The following is an 18238-nucleotide window of genomic DNA, read 5'->3' as shown; positions in this document are numbered from 1 at the left end:
ACCGGTGCACCGTCCACCCATGGCCTCCGGGCCGGGCGCATCCTCGCGCGTCGTGTGCGCGGAACGTCATCCACGCTTCAGGCAAGAGCAGCCGAGCGTGGGCTCGGCTCTACAAAAACCATTTACGCATGGCGTGGCTCTATTGGCGGCGCACCGACTGCACGACCGACAGGCGGCGCAGGCGCCGCATGACCTCGGCCAGGTGGTTGCGGTCGCGCACCTGGATGTTGAACGCCAGCACGGCAGCGTTGAAATCGCGATCCAGATAATCCACGCGCTCGATGTTGGACTGGCTCTGCGCGATCGCGGCGGCAAGCTGGGCCAGCACGCCGGTACCGTTCTCCACTTCCACCACCAGCGAGGTGTCGTAGTCACCGGAAACGGTGGTATCCCAGCCGATCAGCACCCAGCGCTCGGGCGACTTGCGCAGCTCGGCCAGGTTCGGGCAGTCCATGCGATGCACCACGATGCCCTTGCCGGCGGTGTGGTAGCCCATGATGTCGTCGCCGGGAATCGGCTGGCAGCAGCCCGCAAAGGTGACCACGCCGCGCTCGCTGCCATTGATCAGGATCTTCTCCTGCGAGTGGTGGCGCGAATGCGGGCCGCCACGCAGTTCCGCATAGGCCATCAGCGCCTGCGCGGCCTGGGTCGGCATCCAGTTGCCGAGCGCGACCTCGGCCAGCAGGGCCTCCAGGCGCGGGAAACGGTGCTCGGCCAGGAATGCATCCAGGCGCCCCTTCGGCAGCCGCTCCAGCGAGGAATCCATCGCCTCCAGCGCACGGTCAAGCATGCGGTGGCCCAGCTGCACGGCATCCTCGTGCTCCAGCTGCTTGAGCTGGTGGCGGATCGCGGTGCGCGCCTTGCTGGTGACCACGAACTCCAGCCACTGTGGTTTGGGCGTGGCCGAACGCGCGGTGATGATCTCCACCGACTGCCCGGAGACCAGCTTGGTGCGCAACGGCACCAGCTTCTTGTCCACGCGCGAGGCCACCGCCATGTTGCCGACATCGGTATGCACGGCGTAAGCGAAATCGAGCGCGGTGGAATTGCGCGGCAGGGCCAGGATCTTCCCCTTCGGCGTGAACAGGTAGACCTCGTCCGGGAACAGATCGACCTTCACGTTGTCGAGGAATTCCAGCGACGAGCCGGCCGCGCGCTGCGAATCGATCAACTCGACGATCCACGCGTGGGCACGGCTCTGCGCGCTGTTGGGAGAATCGCCACCGAACTTGTAGGTCCAGTGTGCGGCCACGCCTCGCTCGGCAATCAGGTCCATTTCCTCGGTACGGATCTGCACCTCGATCGGCGAGCCATACGGTCCGAACAGCACGGTGTGCAGCGACTGGTAGCCGTTGGCCTTGGGAATGGCGATGAAGTCACGGAAGCGACCGTCCAGCGGCTTGAACGTGGCATGCACCGAGCCCAGTGCGTGATAGCAGGTGGGCACGCTGCGCACGACCAGGCGGAACCCGAACACGTCCATCACCTGGTCGAAGCTCTTGTTCTCGTCGCGCATCTTGTTGTAGATGCTCCACGGTGTCTTGATGCGGCTGACCAGGCGGTGTTCGATGCCCTCCTTCGCCAGGCGCTGCGAGAGCTGCACTTCCACCTGCGCCATCGCCTCGCGGCGCACCACCGGCTGGCTGCGGATGTGCTTTTCCAGGATCGCGTGGCGCCACGGATACAACGCCTTGAAGCCCAGGTTCTGCAGCTCGCTCTTGACCAGGCTCATGCCCAGCCGCTGCGCGATCGGCGCGTAGATCTCCAGCGTCTCGCGGGCGATGCGGCTCCTCGCTTCGCGGCTCTGGGCGCCCAGCGTACGCATGTTGTGCAGGCGGTCGGCCAGCTTGATCATGATCACGCGCAGGTCGCGCGACATCGCCAGCAGCATCTTGCGGAAGCTCTCCGCGGCAGCTTCCTGGCGGTCCCGGAACTTCAGCTTGTCCAGCTTGGTCACGCCATCGACGAGTTCGGCAACCGGCTCGCCGAACTCGGCGGCCAGCGCCTCGCGGGTCAGCGGCGTGTCCTCGATGGTGTCGTGCAGGATCGCGGCGATCAGCGCTTCGACATCCAGGCCGAGCTCGGCCAGCACCTGCGCAACCGCCACAGGATGGGTGATATAGGGCTCGCCCGACTTGCGTGTCTGCCCAGCGTGCGCAGCGGCCCCGACTTCCCAGGCACGGCGCAGCAGCGGCAGCTGCTCCGGCGGCAGGTAATGGGCGGCGCGTTCAAGCTGGAGGACGTAGTCGGGTACGGCGGCAGTGGGGGCTGCGGCGACCTTGGCAGTGGGGCCTGGGTTCATGCCCGAAGCCTATTCCAGCGCGACGTTTACGGCAAATCCTGAATGCGAAACAGCCCGCACGGGGCGGGCTGTTCGGCGTGTCCAGCGATGACGTTGATCGATGCGATCAATCGTCGTTCTTGGACATGTCTTCGTCGGCGACCACTTCCGCGGCGGCCCACTCCAGCGCTTCGCGCTCGGCGCGCTCACGCTCGGCCTTCTCGACTTCGTCGATCAGCGCGTTGTCGATCTTGCGGGCAGCGATCTCGCGCAGCGCCAGCACGGTCGGCTTGTCCTCGGTCTCGCTGTTGTCCAGCGTGGCCTGCACGCCATTGGCGAGCTGGCGGGCACGCTTGGAGGCCATCATGACCAGCTCGAAACGGTTGTTAACGACTTCCAGGCAATCTTCTACGGTGATGCGGGCCATACGGGCTCCCGGCGACCGGTCGGCCGCTCAGTCGAATGAGGGAAAGGGGACGGAGTGTACCGGCAGGGGCTGGACAAAATCAAGCCAACCCTCACCCGATTCTTTTGGAATCAGTCAGTTGCGCCCGGATCAGGGGTCAACAGGGCCTGGATCAGCCCGGCGTGGCGGACCTTCTGGGCCTCACGGCGCAGGCGGCTGGCGGTGAAGATCGCGCACAGCTCGTCCACGGCGGTGTCGAACACCTCGTTGACGATGACGTAGTCGAACTCATTGAAGTGCAGCATCTCGTCGCGGGCGGCGCCCAGGCGCTGGGCGATCACCGCCTCGCTGTCCTGCCCACGCTTGCGCATGCGGTCCTGCAAGGCCTGCTTGGACGGCGGCAGGATGAACACGGTGACCGTGCCCGGTACCAGCTGCCGGACCTGCTGCGCGCCCTGCCAGTCGATCTCCAGCAGCACATCCTGGCCGGCCGCCAGCTGCGGTTCCACCGACTGCCGCGCCGTGCCCTTCCAGTCTCCGTGCACCCATGCATGCTCGAAGAAGTCGCCCGCAGCAATCATCTGCTCGAACTTCTCTGCGGTGACGAAGTGATAGTGCTCACCGTTCACTTCACCCGGTCGCATGGCCCGCGAAGTGAAGGAGATCGACAGGGCGATCTGCGGGTCGCGGGCCAGCGTCGCGTTGACGATGCTGCTCTTGCCGGCGCCTGAAGGGGCGGCAACGATGTACAGCGTGCCGCGCGCGATGGTGGCCGACGGGGTGGACGGGGCGCTCATGCACGGAACCCAACTGGTTGATTTCGCAAAATTTTTCCTCGATGTTCCAGACATGGCGCGGAGGATCGCGCCAGGACGGCGGGGACTGCGCGGAACATCCTGGAACCAGGCCCGGCAGACGGCTCCCCGGGGTGCGGGCACGCAACTTTACCAGAGCGGCCCCTCCCCGCGCCCGGCCACACCCGGCCGGCCTTGTGCCACATGGGCATGCGGGGGGCTGTGCTATAACCGGGGCATTGCGGTCGTTCCCGGAAAGACGCTCGCGGCATGCTGGCGGTTCTCCCCTTCGACGGCCGTACCCACCGACAGCCCGGAGGCCTGCACGCCTCCCCGCCATCCAAGGAGAACGGCATGCCCTCGATGAGTCGCCGCCAGTTCCTGAAGGTCACCGGGACAACCCTGGTGGGCTCCAGCCTGGCCCTGATGGGCTTCGCGCCCGGCATCGCGCTCGCGGAGGTGCGGCAGTACAAGCTGACCCGCGCCACCGAGACCCGCAACACCTGTACGTACTGTTCGGTGGCCTGCGGGATCCTGATGTACAGCCTCGGCGATGGCGCCAAGAACGCCGAGCCGAGCATCTTCCACATCGAGGGCGACCCGGACCATCCGGTCAACCGCGGCACGCTGTGCCCGAAGGGCGCCGGCCTGGCCGACATCATCCACAGCAAATCGCGCCTGCTCTACCCGGAATACCGGGCACCGGGTACGAACGAGTGGAAGCGCCTGAGCTGGGACGACGCTCTGGACCGCATCGCGCGGCTGATGAAGGAAGACCGCGACGCCAACTTCGTGCAGAAAAACGAGGCGGGGCAGACGGTCAACCGCTGGCTGACCACCGGCATGCTGGCGGCCTCGGCCACCAGCAATGAAACCGCGGTATTGACCCACAAGGTCGTCCGCTCGCTTGGAATGCTCGCATTCGACAACCAGGCACGTGTCTGACACGGCCCGACGGTGGCAGGTCTTGCCCCGACGCTAGGCCGAGGTGCGATGACGAATCACTGGGTCGACATCAAGAATGCCGACCTGATCCTGATCATGGGTGGCAATGCCGCCGAGGCACACCCGTGCGGGTTCAAATGGGTGACCGAGGCCAAGGCACACAACAAGGCCCGCCTGATCGTCATCGATCCACGCTTCAACCGCTCGGCCGCGGTGGCCGATGTCTACGCGCCGATCCGCACCGGCACCGACATCGTGTTCCTGGGTGGCCTGATCAACTACCTGCTGGCCGAGGACCGCATCCAGCACGAGTACGTGCTGAACTACACCGACATGTCGTTCCTGGTGAAGGACGAATTCGCCTTCACCGACGGCCTGTACTCGGGCTATGACCCGCAGAAGCGCAGCTACGACCGCTCCAGCTGGGACTACCTGTATGGCGACGACGGTTACGTACGCAGCGACCCGACGCTGAAGGACCCGCGCTGCGTCTACAACCTGCTCAAGCAGCACTACGCACGCTATACCGTGGAGATGGTCGAACGCATCTGCGGTACGCCCGCCGACAGCATCCGCCAGATCTGGGACATGATCGCGTCCACCGCCGGCAAGGACAAGGCGATGACCATCCTGTACGCGCTGGGCTGGACGCAGCACTCGGTCGGTGCGCAGAACGTGCGCGCCGGCACGATGGTGCAGCTGCTGCTGGGCAACATCGGCGTGGCCGGTGGCGGCATGAACGCCCTGCGTGGGCATTCCAACATCCAGGGCCTGACCGACATCGGCCTGATGTCCGACCTGCTGCCGGGCTACCTGACACTGCCCAGGCAGGACGAGCAGGACTACAACGCCTACATCGCCAAGCGCACGCAGAAGCCGCTGCGCGCCAACCAGATGTCGTTCTGGCAGAACTACCCGAAGTTCCATGTCAGTCTGATGAAGTCGTGGTGGGGCGATGCCGCCACCGCCGACAACAACTGGTGCTTCGATCACCTGCCCAAGCTCGACAAGCCCTACGACATGCTGCAGGCCTACGAGCTGATGAACGAAGGCAGGATCCATGGCTACATCTGCCAGGGCTTCAACCCGCTGGCCTCGGCACCGAACAAGGGCAAGCTGATCAGCGCGTTCTCCAAGCTGAAGTTCATGGTCAGCATGGACCCGCTGGAAACCGAAACGATCGCCTTCTGGCAGAACCATGGCGCACTGAACGACGTCGACCCGAGCACCATCCAGACCGAAGTGTTCCGCCTGCCGACCACCTCGTTCGCCGAGGAGAACGGCGCGGTGGTGAACTCCTCGCGCTGGCTGCAATGGCACTGGAAGGGCGCCAACGCACCGGGCGAAGCGCGCAGCGACATCGAGATCATGTCCGAGCTGTTCCACCGCATCAAGGCGCTGTACGAGAAGGACGGCGGCGCGTGGTGGGAGCCGGTGCGCGACCTCGCCTGGAATTACGCCGACCCGAAGCTGCCGACGCCGGAAGAACTGGCGATGGAGTACAACGGCAAGGCCCTGGTGGACGTGTTCGACCCGAAGGACCCGACCCGGCTGGTGCGCAAGGCCGGCGAACAGCTGGCCGCGTTCGGCGACCTGCGCGACGACGGCAGCACGTCTTCCGGCTGCTGGATCTACATCGGTGCGTGGGGGCCGACCGGCAACATGATGGCACGGCGCGACAACAGCGACCCCACCGGCATCGGCAACACGCTGGGCTGGGCCTGGGCGTGGCCCGCCAACCGCCGCGTGATGTACAACCGCGCCTCGTGCGACGTCGCCGGGCAGCCGTTCGATCCGCGACGCACCCTGCTCGCCTGGAACGGCAGGAACTGGGGCAACATCGACGTGCCCGACTTCAAGGCCGATGAAGACCCGGCCGGCGGGATGGGCCCGTTCATCATGAACCCCGAGGGCATCGCCCGCTTCTTCGCCAAGGCCGGCATGGCCGAAGGCCCGTTCCCGGAACACTACGAGCCCTTCGACACGCCGTTGCGCAGCAACCCGCTGAGCCCGGGCCAGGCGCTGACGCTGAACAATCCGGCCGCGCGCGTGTTCGACAGCGACCGCGCGCAGATCGGCTCGCCGGACGAGTTCCCGCACGTGGCCACCACCTACCGGCTGACCGAGCATTTCCACTTCTGGACCAAGCACGGCAAGCTCAACGCCATCATCCAGCCGGAGCAGTTCGTAGAGATCGGCGCAGCCCTGGCCGACGAGCTGGGCATCGGCAACGGCAGTCGCGTGCGGGTCAGCTCCAAGCGTGGCCACATCGAAGCCGTGGCGATGGTGACCAAGCGCATCAAGTCACTGCAGATCGATGGCAGGACGGTGCACCAGGTGGGCGTGCCGATCCACTGGGGCTTCCTGGGTGCTGCCAAGCCCGGTTACATCGCCAATACGCTGACCAACGCCATCGGTGACGGCAATTCGCAGACGCCTGAATCGAAGTGCATCCTGGTCAAGGTCGAGAAGGTGTAGGAGACACGCCATGTCACTGCAATCGCTGGACATCATCCGCCGCTCGGCCACCACCACGCCCTCGCCGCAGGCGCGCGGCGCCCACACCGGGCAGGTCGCCAAACTGATCGACGTGAGCAAGTGCATCGGCTGCAAGGCCTGCCAGGTCGCCTGCATGGAGTGGAACGACCTGCGCGACGAGGTCGGCAGCTGCGTCGGCAGCTATGACAACCCGCCGGACCTGAGCGACCAGTCGTGGACGGTCATGAAGTTCCGCGAGTACGAGGACGAGAAGGGCAAGCTGGAGTGGCTGATCCGCAAGGAGGGCTGCATGCACTGCAGCGACCCGGGCTGCCTGAAAGCCTGCCCGTCGCCGGGCGCGATCATCCAGTACGCCAACGGCATCGTCGATTTCCAGGAGGAGAACTGCATCGGCTGCGGCTACTGCGTGACCGGCTGCCCGTTCGACGTGCCGCGGATCTCCAAGAAGGACCACAAGGCCTACAAGTGCACGCTGTGCTCGGACCGCGTGGCCGTGGGCCAGGAGCCGGCGTGCGTGAAGACCTGCCCGACCGGGGCGATCACGTTCGGCAGCAAGCAGGCGATGACCGAGCATGCCGCCGGCCGCGTCGAGGACCTGAAGTCACGCGGCTACGGGAATGCCGGGTTGTACGACCCGCAGGGCGTCGGTGGCACCCACGTGATGTACGTGCTGCAGCACGTGGACAAGCCCGAGCTGTACGCCGACCTGCCAAAGGACCCGCGCATCAGCCCCATGGTCGAGGTCTGGAAGGGGGTGGCCAAGCCGCTGGGCGTGCTAGCAATCGCCGCGACAGCCTTCGTGGGCTTCCTGCACTACATCGGCATCGGCCGCAACACGGTCAACGATGAGGAGGAAGAGCAGGCCGAGCACGAAGCAAAGAAGATCGAAGAGGAGCAGCGGCCATGAAGTACGCCCCGCACCCCCGCCAGATCGTGCGCTACCGCGCTCCGACCCGCATCAACCACTGGATCGTGGCGATCTGCTTCGTGCTGACCGCGCTGTCCGGCCTGGCCCTGTTCCACCCTGCGCTGTTCCCCTTGACGGCGCTGTTCGGTGGGGGGCCGTGGACACGCATCCTGCATCCCTTCGTCGGCCTGGCCATGGTGGTGGGCTTCGCCCTGCTCGCCTTCCGCATGTGGCGTGACAACCTGCCTACCGCCGACGACCGCGCATGGCTGCGCGGCATGCGCGAAGTGCTGCGCAACGAGGATGAGACACTGCCACCGGTTGGCCGCTTCAACGCCGGCCAGAAACTGCTGTTCTGGGCGATCATCGGCTGCCTTTCGGCGTTGCTGCTGACCGGCTTCGTGATCTGGCGGCAGTATTTCAGCCATCTGTTCCCGATCGGCGTGATCCGTTTTTCGGTGCTGGTGCACGCACTGTTTGGCTGGGTACTGGTATGCGCCATCGTGGTGCACATCTATGCCGCGATCTGGATCAAGGGTTCGGTGCGCGCGATGACCCAGGGCAAGGTGACCTATGGGTGGGCCTACAAGCACCATCGGCAGTGGTTCAGGGACATCCTGCGCGGGCGGCGCGGAGAGGGGTAACGGCAGGGCCTGCGGCCCTGCACCCGCCGGATCGACGTCAACGTCAACGTCAAAAGCGGGCTTCCTGAGGGATGGCGGGGCGGGTCCCGCTGCTGTTGGTGGGTGTCGACCTGGGTCGACACGATGAACGGCAACAACCCAACCGATGGCCGGCAACACGCTGGACGCCAGCGTCGACAACGGCGAGGATGGAGGCTGGTTCTTCCGGCTGGCCCCGCATGGCGCAACGCATCCTTGAACCCGGTGAGATCGAGACGCTGGCCTCGCGCGATGTCCCGCGCATCATCCTGCCGGATATCGCCTCGCTGTTCGGCGGACGTGCAGACCGGTTGCGCAGCCTGGCCGGACGCAGTGCCATCGGTGGCTACCTGCAGCTGCTGGCGGCACTGGCCGATGCACAACAGGCGCTGCTGGACGAACTGACGCCGCAGCAACGCGAGGCGCTGCAGGCGCAGGCCCGCGCGCAGCAGTCGAGCGCGGCGGCCAGCGCCGGCATGCCATTGCGGCCCGCCAACACACTTCAGCTCGATGGCCGATGGCGCGACTGGTTGCGCGCGCTGTGCCGGCACTGCGCCGATGAAGCCGGGCTGCCTGCGGAGACCCGACAGGAACTGCAACGGGTTGCCGCGGCCGCTGACGCCTGGCTGGATGCACAGGCGCATGCGGTGCTGGAGCGCGACGACGCACCGTCGCTGGACGCGGTCGCTGCCCTGCTGGTGATGAACGCGCTGCAGGTGTACTGGGCCGTACTCGCGGCCAGCTTCCGCCCCACCGACCTGAAACCGCTTGCCGATGCACCCGGGCTGTGCCCGCTGTGCGGCTCGTTGCCGGTGGCCAGTGTGGTGCAGGCGCGCCCACCCTACGCCTCCTACCGCTATCTGTCGTGCTCGCTGTGCGCCTGCCAGTGGCACTACGTGCGCGTGCAGTGCAGCCAATGCGGCGCGGCCGGCAAGGACATCGCCTATCGCGCACTGGCCGAGGTCGACGGCGATGCAGGCGAGGTGGTGCGTGAAGGTGCGATCCGCGCCGAGACCTGCGAGCACTGCCACAGCTACCGCAAGATTCTGTACCTGGAGAAGGATCCGGCGCTGGAGCCGGTCGCCGACGACCTCGGCACCCTGGCACTGGATCTGTTGCTGGGCGAGGAAGGCTACATGCGCGCCAGCCAGAATCCGCTGCTCTGGCAGTCCGACGGCGACTGAACCGATGCCTCGCGTGCACGCCCCCACCGCCCCGGCCAGCGCCCTGCCCTCGCTGGACCGCCTGCTGCGCCTGCCGGCGTTGTCGACGCTGATCAGGGACCACGGCCGCAGCCGCATCGCCCATCTGCTGCGCGAGCACGTGCAGGGGTTGCGCGAGCGCAGCGGCCGCGGCCAGCTGTCACCGGAACAGCTGCAGCGGGCCGTCGCGGAACCCGGCGTGGTCGCGGCCCTGCAGTCGGCGCTGGCAGCCGACGCACGCCTGGATCTGCAGCCGGTATTCAACCTCACCGGCACGGTGCTGCACACGAATCTCGGCCGCGCGCTGTTGCCGGACGCGGCGGTACGCGCAGTGACCCGCGCGATGACGGCGCCGGTGGATCTGGAATTCGACATCGCCCTGGGCCGTCGGGGCGACCGCGATGCGCGCGTGCGTGCACTGGTCTGCGAACTGACCGGCGCCGAAGCAGCGACCGTGGTCAACAACAACGCAGCAGCAGTCCTGTTGCTGCTCAACAGCCTGGCCAATCGCCGCGAGGTAGTCGTGTCGCGGGGCGAACTGGTGGAAATCGGCGGCGCCTTCCGCATTCCCGATGTAATGCGCAGCGCCGGTGCGCGGCTGCGCGAAGTGGGCACCACCAACCGCACCCATCCGGCCGACTTCGACAGCGCCATCGGCACGCGCACCGCGCTGCTGATGGAAGTGCACGCCAGCAACTACGCCATCACCGGCTTCACTGCCAAGGTCGACACTGCACGGATGGCATCGATCGCGCACGGGCACGGGCTGCCACTGGCGGTGGACCTTGGCAGTGGCAGCCTGTGCGACCTGTCTGCCCACGGTCTGCCGCGCGAACCTACAGTGCAGGAAGCGCTGGCGGCGGGCGCCGACCTGGTCTCGTTCAGCGGCGACAAGCTGCTCGGTGGACCGCAGGCCGGGATCATTGCCGGCCGCGCCGACCTCATCGGACGCATCAACCGCAATCCGCTCAAGCGCGCCCTGCGCATGGACAAGATGGGCCTGGCCGCGCTGGAAGCGGTACTGGCGCTGTACCGCGAACCGGAACTGCTGCCGCAGCGGCTGCCGACCCTGCGCACGCTGTCCCGCGAACAGGGAGACATCCATGCGCAGGCACAGCGCCTGCTGCCTTCCGTGCAGCAGGCGCTGGCCGCGCATTACGCGGTTGAAGCGGTGCCGATGTACAGCCAGGTCGGCAGTGGCGCGCAGCCACAGGCGCAACTGGCCAGCGCCGGCCTGCGCATCCGCGTCGCTGCAGCTGCCGGGTTGGACCGTCTGGCCAAGCGCCTGCGCGGCCTGCCACGGCCGGTGCTCGGGCGCATTGCCGAGGATGCGCTGTGGCTTGATCTGCGCGGGCTTGAGTACGGGGATGAGGCTGCTTTCCTCGCCCAGTGGAGCGCGCTGCAGGCATGATCGTCGGTACCGCCGGGCATATCGACCATGGCAAGACCAGCCTGGTGCGGGCACTGACCGGCATCGAAACCGATCGCCTGCAGGAAGAGCGCGCGCGCGGCATCTCCATAGAACTGGGGTATGCCTATGTGCCGGTGGAGGCCGCAGGCGGAGAGGGGCCTCCGGCGATGCTGGGCTTCGTCGATGTGCCGGGTCACGAGCGCTTCGTGCACACGATGGTGGCCGGTGCCACCGGCATCGATGTGGCGCTGCTGGTGATCGCCGCCGATGACGGCGTGATGCCGCAGACCCGTGAGCATCTGTCGATCCTGCAGCTGCTGGGTGTGGACCGCGCTGCAGTGGCATTGACCAAGATCGACCGTGTGGATGCGGCGCGCATTGCCGAGGCCGAAGCGGAGATCGTTGCCCTGCTGGCCGGCACACCGCTGCAGCGGTCTGCAGTATTCGCCTGCAACAGCACCGACAGCGCGGATGCCGGCATCCATGCGCTGCGCGCCCACCTGCATGCGTGGGCCGCCGCTAACGACAGCCGCCGGACGGCCCAGCGCCGCAGCGAGCTGTTCCGCATGCCGGTGGATCGCGTGTTCTCGCTGGCCGGTCACGGCACACTGGTCACCGGCGCGGTACAGGGCGGCGTGGCCGCGGTCGGCGCGCATCTGCAGTTGATGCCGACCGCCATCGACGTGCGCATCCGCAGCATCCATGCGCAGAACCAGGCCAGTGGACAGGCTGCCGCGGGACAGCGCTGTGCCCTGAACCTGGCCGCCATCGCCCGCGACGGCATCACCCGCGGCGACTGGATCGCCGATCCGCGCGCGCTGCAGGCCACCACCCGCGTTGATGTGCGACTGCGGCTGTCCGCGTTGGCCGCACCGTTGCGCGACTGGACACCGCTGCACATCCACTGGGGCACGATGCACCGGCAGGCCCATGTGGTGCTGCTGGAGGATGAAGACAGTGGCAACGGCCAGCTGGTGCAGCTGGTGTTCGATGCCCCGGTCTGTGCGATGTGCGGCGACCGATTCATCGCCCGCGATTCGGCTGCAGCGCATACGCTGGGCGGCGGCACCGTGCTCGATCCCGATCCACCGCAACGACGTCGGCGCAGCCCGGCACGCCGGGCGTGGTTGGCAGCCCTTGAACAGCTCGCGGCCGGCGCCGGCGTCGGGCCGCTGCTGCAGCAGGCACCGGCCGGCATCGCGCTGGCCGCCCTGCAACGCTACTGCCGGCGTGAGGCCGCACAGATCGATCTCCCTGCAGATGCCCGGCGCATCGCCACCCGCGAGGACACGGTGATCATCCTCGCCTCGCACTGGCAGGCGCTGCGCGAACAGGTGATCCGCTCGCTGCATGACTGGCACGAGCGACGGCCGGACGAGCCCGGTGTCGACAGCGGGCGCCTGCAGCGCAGCACCCTGCCCGCGCTCTCGACCAGTCTCTGGAACGCGCTGCTGCAGGACCTGTTCGACGATGGCGCGTTGCAGCGCGTGGGCGCGTGGTGGCGGCTGCCAGGCCACGACCATGCGCCGCCGGAACGCGAGCGCGCGCTTCTCGAACGCGTGCTCCCGCGTCTGGATGCCGGTGGTTTCGATCCGCCCTGGGTGCGCACGCTTGCGGCCGATCTCGGCTTCGCCGAGGAGGAGATGCGTGCGGTCCTGCGTCGCGCCGCCGCGCGCGGCGAGCTGTTCCAGGTGGTGCCGGACCTGTTCTACGCACCGGCCCGCATCGACGCGCTGGCGGCAACGGTCGCCCGGCTGTCACAGGCAACCGGCATGGTGGATGCTGCAGCATTCCGCGATGCCATCGGCCTGGGCCGCAAGCGCAGCATCCAGATCTTGGAGTTCTTCAATCGCGTTGGCTACACTCGACGCGTCGGTGACCAGCATCGGCCGCGCGGCGACCTGCAATGGAACACCGCCCACGGTTGACTGCACCGGTACCGCCGTACCTTCGGAAGGCATGCGCATCCGGGCATGCGGCTGGGCTTCAAACCCAGCAGGGGGCGTCGATCGCTCCCTGGTAGGTTCGACTCCTGCTGCCTTCCGCCATTCGTGTTCCTGCAGGAGATGCCGGCATGGCCTCGCATGTGCAGTCCCCACTCCCCCCGTCGGCCGAGGCTCCGCAGCGATTGACTTCGCTGGCCCACGGCGGCGGTTGTGGCTGCAAGATCGCACCCGGCGTGCTGGCCGAACTGCTGCGGGGCACCCCGGCGTTCCCTGCGCCGGCCGAACTGCTGGTCGGCCGCGAGACCAGTGACGATGCCGCGGTCTACCGGCTTGATGATCGCCAGGCGATCGTCGCCACCACCGACTTTTTCATGCCGATCGTCGATGACCCGTTCGACTTCGGCCGCATCGCCGCCACCAATGCGCTGTCGGACCTGTATGCGATGGGCGCGCGGCCGCTGTTCGCACTGGCCATCGTCGGCATGCCCATCAATACGCTGCCACAGGACACGATCCGCGGCATCCTGCAGGGCGGCGAACGTGCCTGTGCCGACGCCGGCATCGTGGTGGCCGGGGGCCACAGCATCGACTCGGTGGAGCCGATCTATGGCCTGGCCGCGATCGGCGTGCTGGATCCGCAGCGGCTCAAGCGCAATGCCGATGCCCGCGCGGGCGATGTGCTGGTGCTGGGCAAGCCATTGGGCGTGGGCGTGTATTCGTCGGCGCTGAAGAAAGAAGTGCTGAATGCCGAGGGCTACCGGCAGATGGTCGAGTCGACCACCCGCCTGAACAGCGTGGGCCTGCCCCTTGCCGCGCTGGACGGCGTGCATGCCATGACCGACGTCACCGGCTTCGGCCTGCTCGGCCATCTGCTGGAGGTGTGCCGTGCCAGCGGGGTCGCCGCCGAGGTGGACAGCACACAGGTGCCTCTGCTGCCGCAGACCCTGGACCTGCTGCAACGTGGCTGCGTTACCGGCGCATCCAACCGCAACTGGGCCTCGTATGGCGGCCAGGTGCATTTCGCCGAAGGCGTGGCCGCCCACTGGCAGCCACTGCTGACCGACCCGCAGACCAGCGGCGGCCTGCTCGTATCCTGCGCAGCGGACGCCGTGGATGCGGTGAAAGCCGTTTTTGCCGACGCCGGGTTTGCCCAGACCGCGGTGATCGGCCAGCTGCTGGCGGGGCCCGCCGGCGTCAGCGTGCGCTGAAACGATGAGGGCGCCCGAAGGCGCCCCGCAGCATCACTCGATGTTCTGCACCTGCTCGCGGATCTGGTCGATCAGCACCTTCAGCTCGACTGCGGCATTGGACGTGCGGCTGTCCACCGACTTCGAGCCCAGCGTGTTGGCTTCACGATTGAACTCCTGCAGCAGGAAGTCCAGGCGGCGGCCGACCGGCTCGCGCTGCGTGAGCACGCGGCGGATCTCGACGATGTGGCTCGACAGGCGGTCCAGCTCCTCATCCACATCCAGCTTCTGCAGCCACAGCACCAGCTCCTGCTCGGCGCGGCCGGGATCGACCGGATGCGGCAGATCGGCCAGGCGCGCAGCCAGCTTGGCACGCTGGCCATCACGGATGGCGGGAATCAGCGTGCGGACGTCACCCGCGATGCGCTCGATGCCATCCACGCGCTCGGCAATGGCCGCGGCGAGCTTGCCGCCCTCGCGCTCGCGGGCTTCGACGAATCCGTCCAGCACCTGATCCAGCAAGGCCAGCGCCTCGACCTGCAGGGCCGCCGCATCGGTGGCCTCGCCCCGGGTCACGCCCGGCAGCTGCAGCAGATCGGTGAAGCTCACCTGCAGGTTGGGAAAATCCGACGTCAGGCGGTGGGCCAGATGCCCGAGCTGGCCCAGCAGGGCCTCATCGACCTGCAGATTCCCCGCCGCGTCCGGCGCACGCAGTCGCAGCACCAGATCCAGCTTGCCGCGGCTCAGGCGCGCGGCGATGCGCTCGCGCAGCTGCGGCTCCAATGCCCGCAGCTCTTCAGGCAGGCGGGTGCCGACCTCCAGGAAGCGGTGGTTGACCGAGCGCAGCTCGCAGCCCAGCGTGCCCCACGGGGTGACCCGCTCGCCACCCGCGTAGGCCGTCATGCTTCGAATCATGGAATGTGTCCGGTGCGTGCAAAGGGGGAATGGTACCCTAGCGCCCTCACCAGAGCCCCCCTGCCCGCCCCGTGAAGGTCGCGGGCATGGCGGCGTACTCCCCGCCCTTACGGAACCCGCATCATGTCCGATTCCCGCCCCAGTGGCCGCCAGCCCGACCAGCTCCGCCCGGTCGTCATCCAACGCGGCTTCACCCGCCACGCCGAAGGCTCGGTACTGGTGTGCTTCGGTGAAACCCGCGTGCTGTGCACGGCCAGCGTCGAGAACCGGGTTCCGGGCTTCCTGCGCGGCAAGGGCGAAGGCTGGGTGACCGCCGAGTACGGCATGCTGCCGCGCGCCACCCACACCCGCAGCGACCGTGAAGCGGCGCGTGGCAAGCAGGGCGGCCGCACGCTGGAGATCCAGCGCCTGATCGGCCGCAGCCTGCGCGCCTGCGTGGACCGCAATGCCCTCGGCGAACGCACCATCACCCTGGACTGCGACGTGCTGCAGGCCGACGGCGGCACCCGCACCGCGGCCATCACCGGTGCCTACGTGGCCCTGGTCGACGCCGTGAACGTGCTGATCAAGCGCGGCGAGATCAAGCGCAACCCGATCCTGGGTGCGGTGGCAGCGGTGTCGGTGGGCGTTTACCGCGGCACTCCGGTGCTGGACCTGGACTACGCCGAAGACAGCGACTGCGACACCGACATGAACGTGGTGATGAACGATGGCGGTGGCTTCATCGAGCTGCAGGGCACTGCCGAAGGCCATGCCTTCCGCCGCGATGAACTGGACGCGCTGCTGGGACTGGCCGAAAAGGGCGTGAACGAACTGCTGGCCGCACAGCAGGCGGCGCTGTCGGCATGAACCGGCGCCTTGCCCTGACCACCCTGGTGGTGGCCGACTATGACGAGGCCATCGCCTGGTATACCGGCAAGCTCGGCTTCGCACTGCTGGAGGACATCGACCAGGGCCACAAGCGATGGGTCGTGGTCGGACCGACAGACGGCAGCGCCGCTGCCCTGCTGCTGGCGCGCGCCAGCAACGAGGAACAGCGCAGCCGCATCGGCAACCAGACCGGTGGACGCGTTGCGTTCTTCCTCAACACCGACGACTTCCACCGCGACCATGCGGCGATGCTGGCCGCCGGGGTGGAGTTCCTGGAATCGCCGCGCGAAGAACCCTATGCAACGGTCGCGGTGTTCCGCGATCTGTATGGCAACACCTGGGACCTGCTGGAGCCCCGTCAATGAAGAAACTGGTACTGGCCAGCCACAACGCCGGCAAGCTGGTGGAGATGCAGGAGATCCTTGCCGACCTGCCGCTGCAGATCACCTCGGCCGCCGAACTGGGCCTGGGCGACGTCGACGAGACCGGCCTGACCTTCGTCGAGAACGCGCTGCTGAAGGCGCGCGCGGCCTGCGAAGCGACCGGCCTGCCGGCGCTGGCGGATGATTCGGGGCTGATCGTCGATGCGCTCGGCGGCGCACCCGGCCTGTACAGCGCGCGCTATGCCGGCCACCCGACCAATGCCGCCGCCAACAACGCCAAGCTGCTGGACGCGATGGCCGACATCCCCGATGGCCAGCGCAGCGCCCGCTTCTATGCGGTGATCGTGCTCCTGCGCCACGCCACCGACCCGCAGCCGCTGATCTGCGAGGGCCGCTGGGAAGGGCAGATCATCCGCGAACTGCGTGGCACGAACGGTTTTGGCTACAACCCGGTATTCCTGGACACCACCCACGGCCTGACTGCTGCGGAAATGGAGCCGGCCCTGAAGAACGCCATCAGCCACCGTGCCATTGCCCTGCAGCAGCTCAAGCAGCAGCTGGCGACGCTGTACTGAAGCCATCCGATCGAACCAGGGAAGCCGGCCAGCGGCCGGCACTACCGATGAAGCCCATGCCGCACGCCCACGACCACTGCAACCACCTGCCCGGCGAAGCCTGCTCCGCTGACCACGACAGCCCACCGCGACTGGTGCCACCGCCGCTGTCGTTGTACGTGCACCTGCCGTGGTGCGTGCGCAAATGCCCGTACTGCGATTTCAACTCGCACCAGGCCAAGGGCGAGCTGCCGTTCGAGGCCTACATCGATGCTCTGCTGCGCGACCTGGACCAGGACCTGCCCCTGGTCTGGGGCCGGGTGGTGCACAGCGTGTTCTTCGGCGGTGGCACGCCCAGCCTGTTCCCGCCGGAGGCGATCGATCGCTTCCTGCAGCAGGCCAGCGCCCGCCTGCGCTTCGCGCCGAACGCCGAGATCACGCTGGAAACCAATCCCGGCACCGCCGAGCATGGCCGCTTCGACCGCTACCGCGCGGCCGGCGTGAACCGCCTGAGCTTCGGCATCCAGAGCTTCGACGACGAAGCGCTGAAGCGGCTGGGCCGCATCCACGACAGTGGCGAAGCCGAGCGTGCGGTGAAGATGGCCCAGGATGCGGGGTACGACAATTTCAACATTGACCTGATGTACGCACTGCCCGAGCAGACGCTGGCCGGTGCCGAATCGGACCTCGAGCGCGCCTTTGCACTGCAGCCGGCGCACATCTCGCACTACCAGCTGACCCTGGAACCGAACACGGTGTTCTTCGCGCGCCCGCCGCAGGGCATTCCCGATGAAGACAACGCCTGGGACATGCAGGAACACTGCCAGGCGCTGCTGGCGCAGGCCGGCTTCGGCCAGTACGAGGTCAGCGCCTACGCGCGCCCCGGCCGGCAGAGCGCGCACAATCTGAACTACTGGCGCTTCGGCGATTACCTGGGCATCGGCGCCGGTGCACACGGCAAGATCAGTTCCGGCGCCGAAGAGCACGTGCTGCGGCGCTGGAAGCTCAAGCATCCGCAGGCCTACCTGGACAGCGCTGGCACCCCGGCGTCGTTCGGTGGCGATGACGTGATCACGCCCGCGCGGCTTCCGTTCGAGTACATGCTCAACCTGCTGCGCCTGCACGAGGGCTTCAGCCTGCGTGATTTTGAATCGCGCACCGGCCTGCCGCGCAGCGTGCTCGACGCACCGCTGGCCGAGGCCGTGCAGCGCGGCTGGCTGGAGACGGCCGATGGCCAGGTCCGCCCGACCGAACTGGGCCGCCGTTTCACCAATGA

Annotated in this window: 15 protein-coding genes and 1 tRNA gene; 12 read left to right on the top strand and 4 right to left on the bottom strand. The window is 67.5% G+C overall.

What is annotated here, in order from left to right:
* Nucleotides 1-139: 139 nt before the first annotated feature.
* From N7367_RS18215 to gmk, 3 genes are all read right to left on the bottom strand, one after another.
* The gene (locus tag N7367_RS18215) at nt 140-2302 is read right to left on the bottom strand and encodes a bifunctional (p)ppGpp synthetase/guanosine-3',5'-bis(diphosphate) 3'-pyrophosphohydrolase (protein ID WP_053519455.1); all 2163 of its coding nucleotides are present in this window, start codon (nt 2300-2302) and stop codon (nt 140-142) included.
* Nucleotides 2303-2408: 106 nt separating this feature from the next.
* On the bottom strand, nt 2409-2708 hold the full coding sequence (gene rpoZ / locus N7367_RS18210; protein WP_005410877.1) for a DNA-directed RNA polymerase subunit omega: 300 nt from the start codon (nt 2706-2708) through the stop codon (nt 2409-2411).
* Between the two features lie 110 nt (nt 2709-2818).
* Nucleotides 2819-3484, bottom strand: a complete 666-nt coding sequence (gmk, locus tag N7367_RS18205; RefSeq protein WP_053519456.1) for a guanylate kinase — start codon at nt 3482-3484, stop codon at nt 2819-2821.
* 351 nt (nt 3485-3835) lie between these two features.
* Between gmk and fdnG the strand changes: the two genes are divergently transcribed.
* The 8 genes from fdnG to selD all read left to right on the top strand — a co-directional run bounded on the left by fdnG (nt 3836) and on the right by selD (nt 14261).
* On the top strand, nt 3836-6904 hold the full coding sequence (fdnG, locus tag N7367_RS18200; protein ID WP_279942942.1) for a formate dehydrogenase-N subunit alpha: 3069 nt from the start codon (nt 3836-3838) through the stop codon (nt 6902-6904).
* A gap of 10 nt (nt 6905-6914) precedes the next feature.
* Entirely contained in the window at nt 6915-7832 is a 918-nt protein-coding gene (fdxH, locus tag N7367_RS18195) for a formate dehydrogenase subunit beta (RefSeq protein WP_065175731.1), read from the top strand.
* Nucleotides 7829-8476: a formate dehydrogenase subunit gamma gene (locus N7367_RS18190; protein ID WP_053519460.1), complete on the top strand. Its 648-nt coding sequence runs from the start codon at nt 7829-7831 to the stop codon at nt 8474-8476. The genes fdxH and N7367_RS18190 overlap by 4 nt, the downstream gene beginning before the upstream one ends.
* A gap of 218 nt (nt 8477-8694) precedes the next feature.
* Nucleotides 8695-9678 carry a formate dehydrogenase accessory protein FdhE gene (fdhE, locus tag N7367_RS18185; RefSeq protein ID WP_279942941.1) on the top strand — a complete coding sequence of 328 codons (984 nt, stop codon included), beginning with the start codon at nt 8695-8697 and terminating at the stop codon, nt 9676-9678.
* A gap of 13 nt (nt 9679-9691) precedes the next feature.
* On the top strand, nt 9692-11107 hold the full coding sequence (gene selA, locus N7367_RS18180; RefSeq protein WP_279942940.1) for an L-seryl-tRNA(Sec) selenium transferase: 1416 nt from the start codon (nt 9692-9694) through the stop codon (nt 11105-11107).
* The gene (selB, locus tag N7367_RS18175; RefSeq protein ID WP_279942939.1) at nt 11104-13035 is read left to right on the top strand and encodes a selenocysteine-specific translation elongation factor; all 1932 of its coding nucleotides are present in this window, start codon (nt 11104-11106) and stop codon (nt 13033-13035) included. The genes selA and selB overlap by 4 nt, the downstream gene beginning before the upstream one ends.
* A 24-nt stretch (nt 13036-13059) precedes the next feature.
* Nucleotides 13060-13155: transfer RNA gene (locus N7367_RS18170), tRNA-Sec, on the top strand.
* Nucleotides 13156-13181: 26 nt separating this feature from the next.
* A complete protein-coding gene (gene selD / locus N7367_RS18165) occupies nt 13182-14261 on the top strand; it encodes a selenide, water dikinase SelD (protein WP_180875892.1) in 1080 nt (359 codons plus the stop codon).
* A 33-nt stretch (nt 14262-14294) separates the two neighbouring features.
* On the opposite strand, the gene N7367_RS18160 is transcribed toward selD, so the two are convergent.
* A complete protein-coding gene (locus N7367_RS18160) occupies nt 14295-15155 on the bottom strand; it encodes a YicC/YloC family endoribonuclease (protein ID WP_053519464.1) in 861 nt (286 codons plus the stop codon).
* Nucleotides 15156-15278: 123 nt separating this feature from the next.
* Between N7367_RS18160 and rph the strand changes: the two genes are divergently transcribed.
* From rph to hemW, 4 genes are all read left to right on the top strand, one after another.
* Nucleotides 15279-16004: a ribonuclease PH gene (gene rph / locus N7367_RS18155; protein ID WP_053519465.1), complete on the top strand. Its 726-nt coding sequence runs from the start codon at nt 15279-15281 to the stop codon at nt 16002-16004.
* A complete protein-coding gene (locus N7367_RS18150; RefSeq protein WP_053519466.1) occupies nt 16001-16390 on the top strand; it encodes a VOC family protein in 390 nt (129 codons plus the stop codon). The genes rph and N7367_RS18150 overlap by 4 nt, the downstream gene beginning before the upstream one ends.
* Nucleotides 16387-16983: an RdgB/HAM1 family non-canonical purine NTP pyrophosphatase gene (rdgB, locus tag N7367_RS18145; RefSeq protein ID WP_053519467.1), complete on the top strand. Its 597-nt coding sequence runs from the start codon at nt 16387-16389 to the stop codon at nt 16981-16983. Before N7367_RS18150 ends, rdgB begins: the two co-directional genes overlap by 4 nt.
* A 56-nt stretch (nt 16984-17039) precedes the next feature.
* Nucleotides 17040-18238, top strand: a 1199-nt coding sequence (hemW, locus tag N7367_RS18140; RefSeq protein WP_279942938.1) for a radical SAM family heme chaperone HemW, incomplete at its 3' end; no start/stop codon positions are given.

It is taken from the genome of Stenotrophomonas sp. GD04145, assembly GCF_029835135.1.
GTDB classification, from domain to species: Bacteria; Pseudomonadota; Gammaproteobacteria; order Xanthomonadales; family Xanthomonadaceae; genus Stenotrophomonas; species Stenotrophomonas maltophilia_P.
This window is presented reverse-complemented; position numbering and strand designations above follow the sequence as displayed.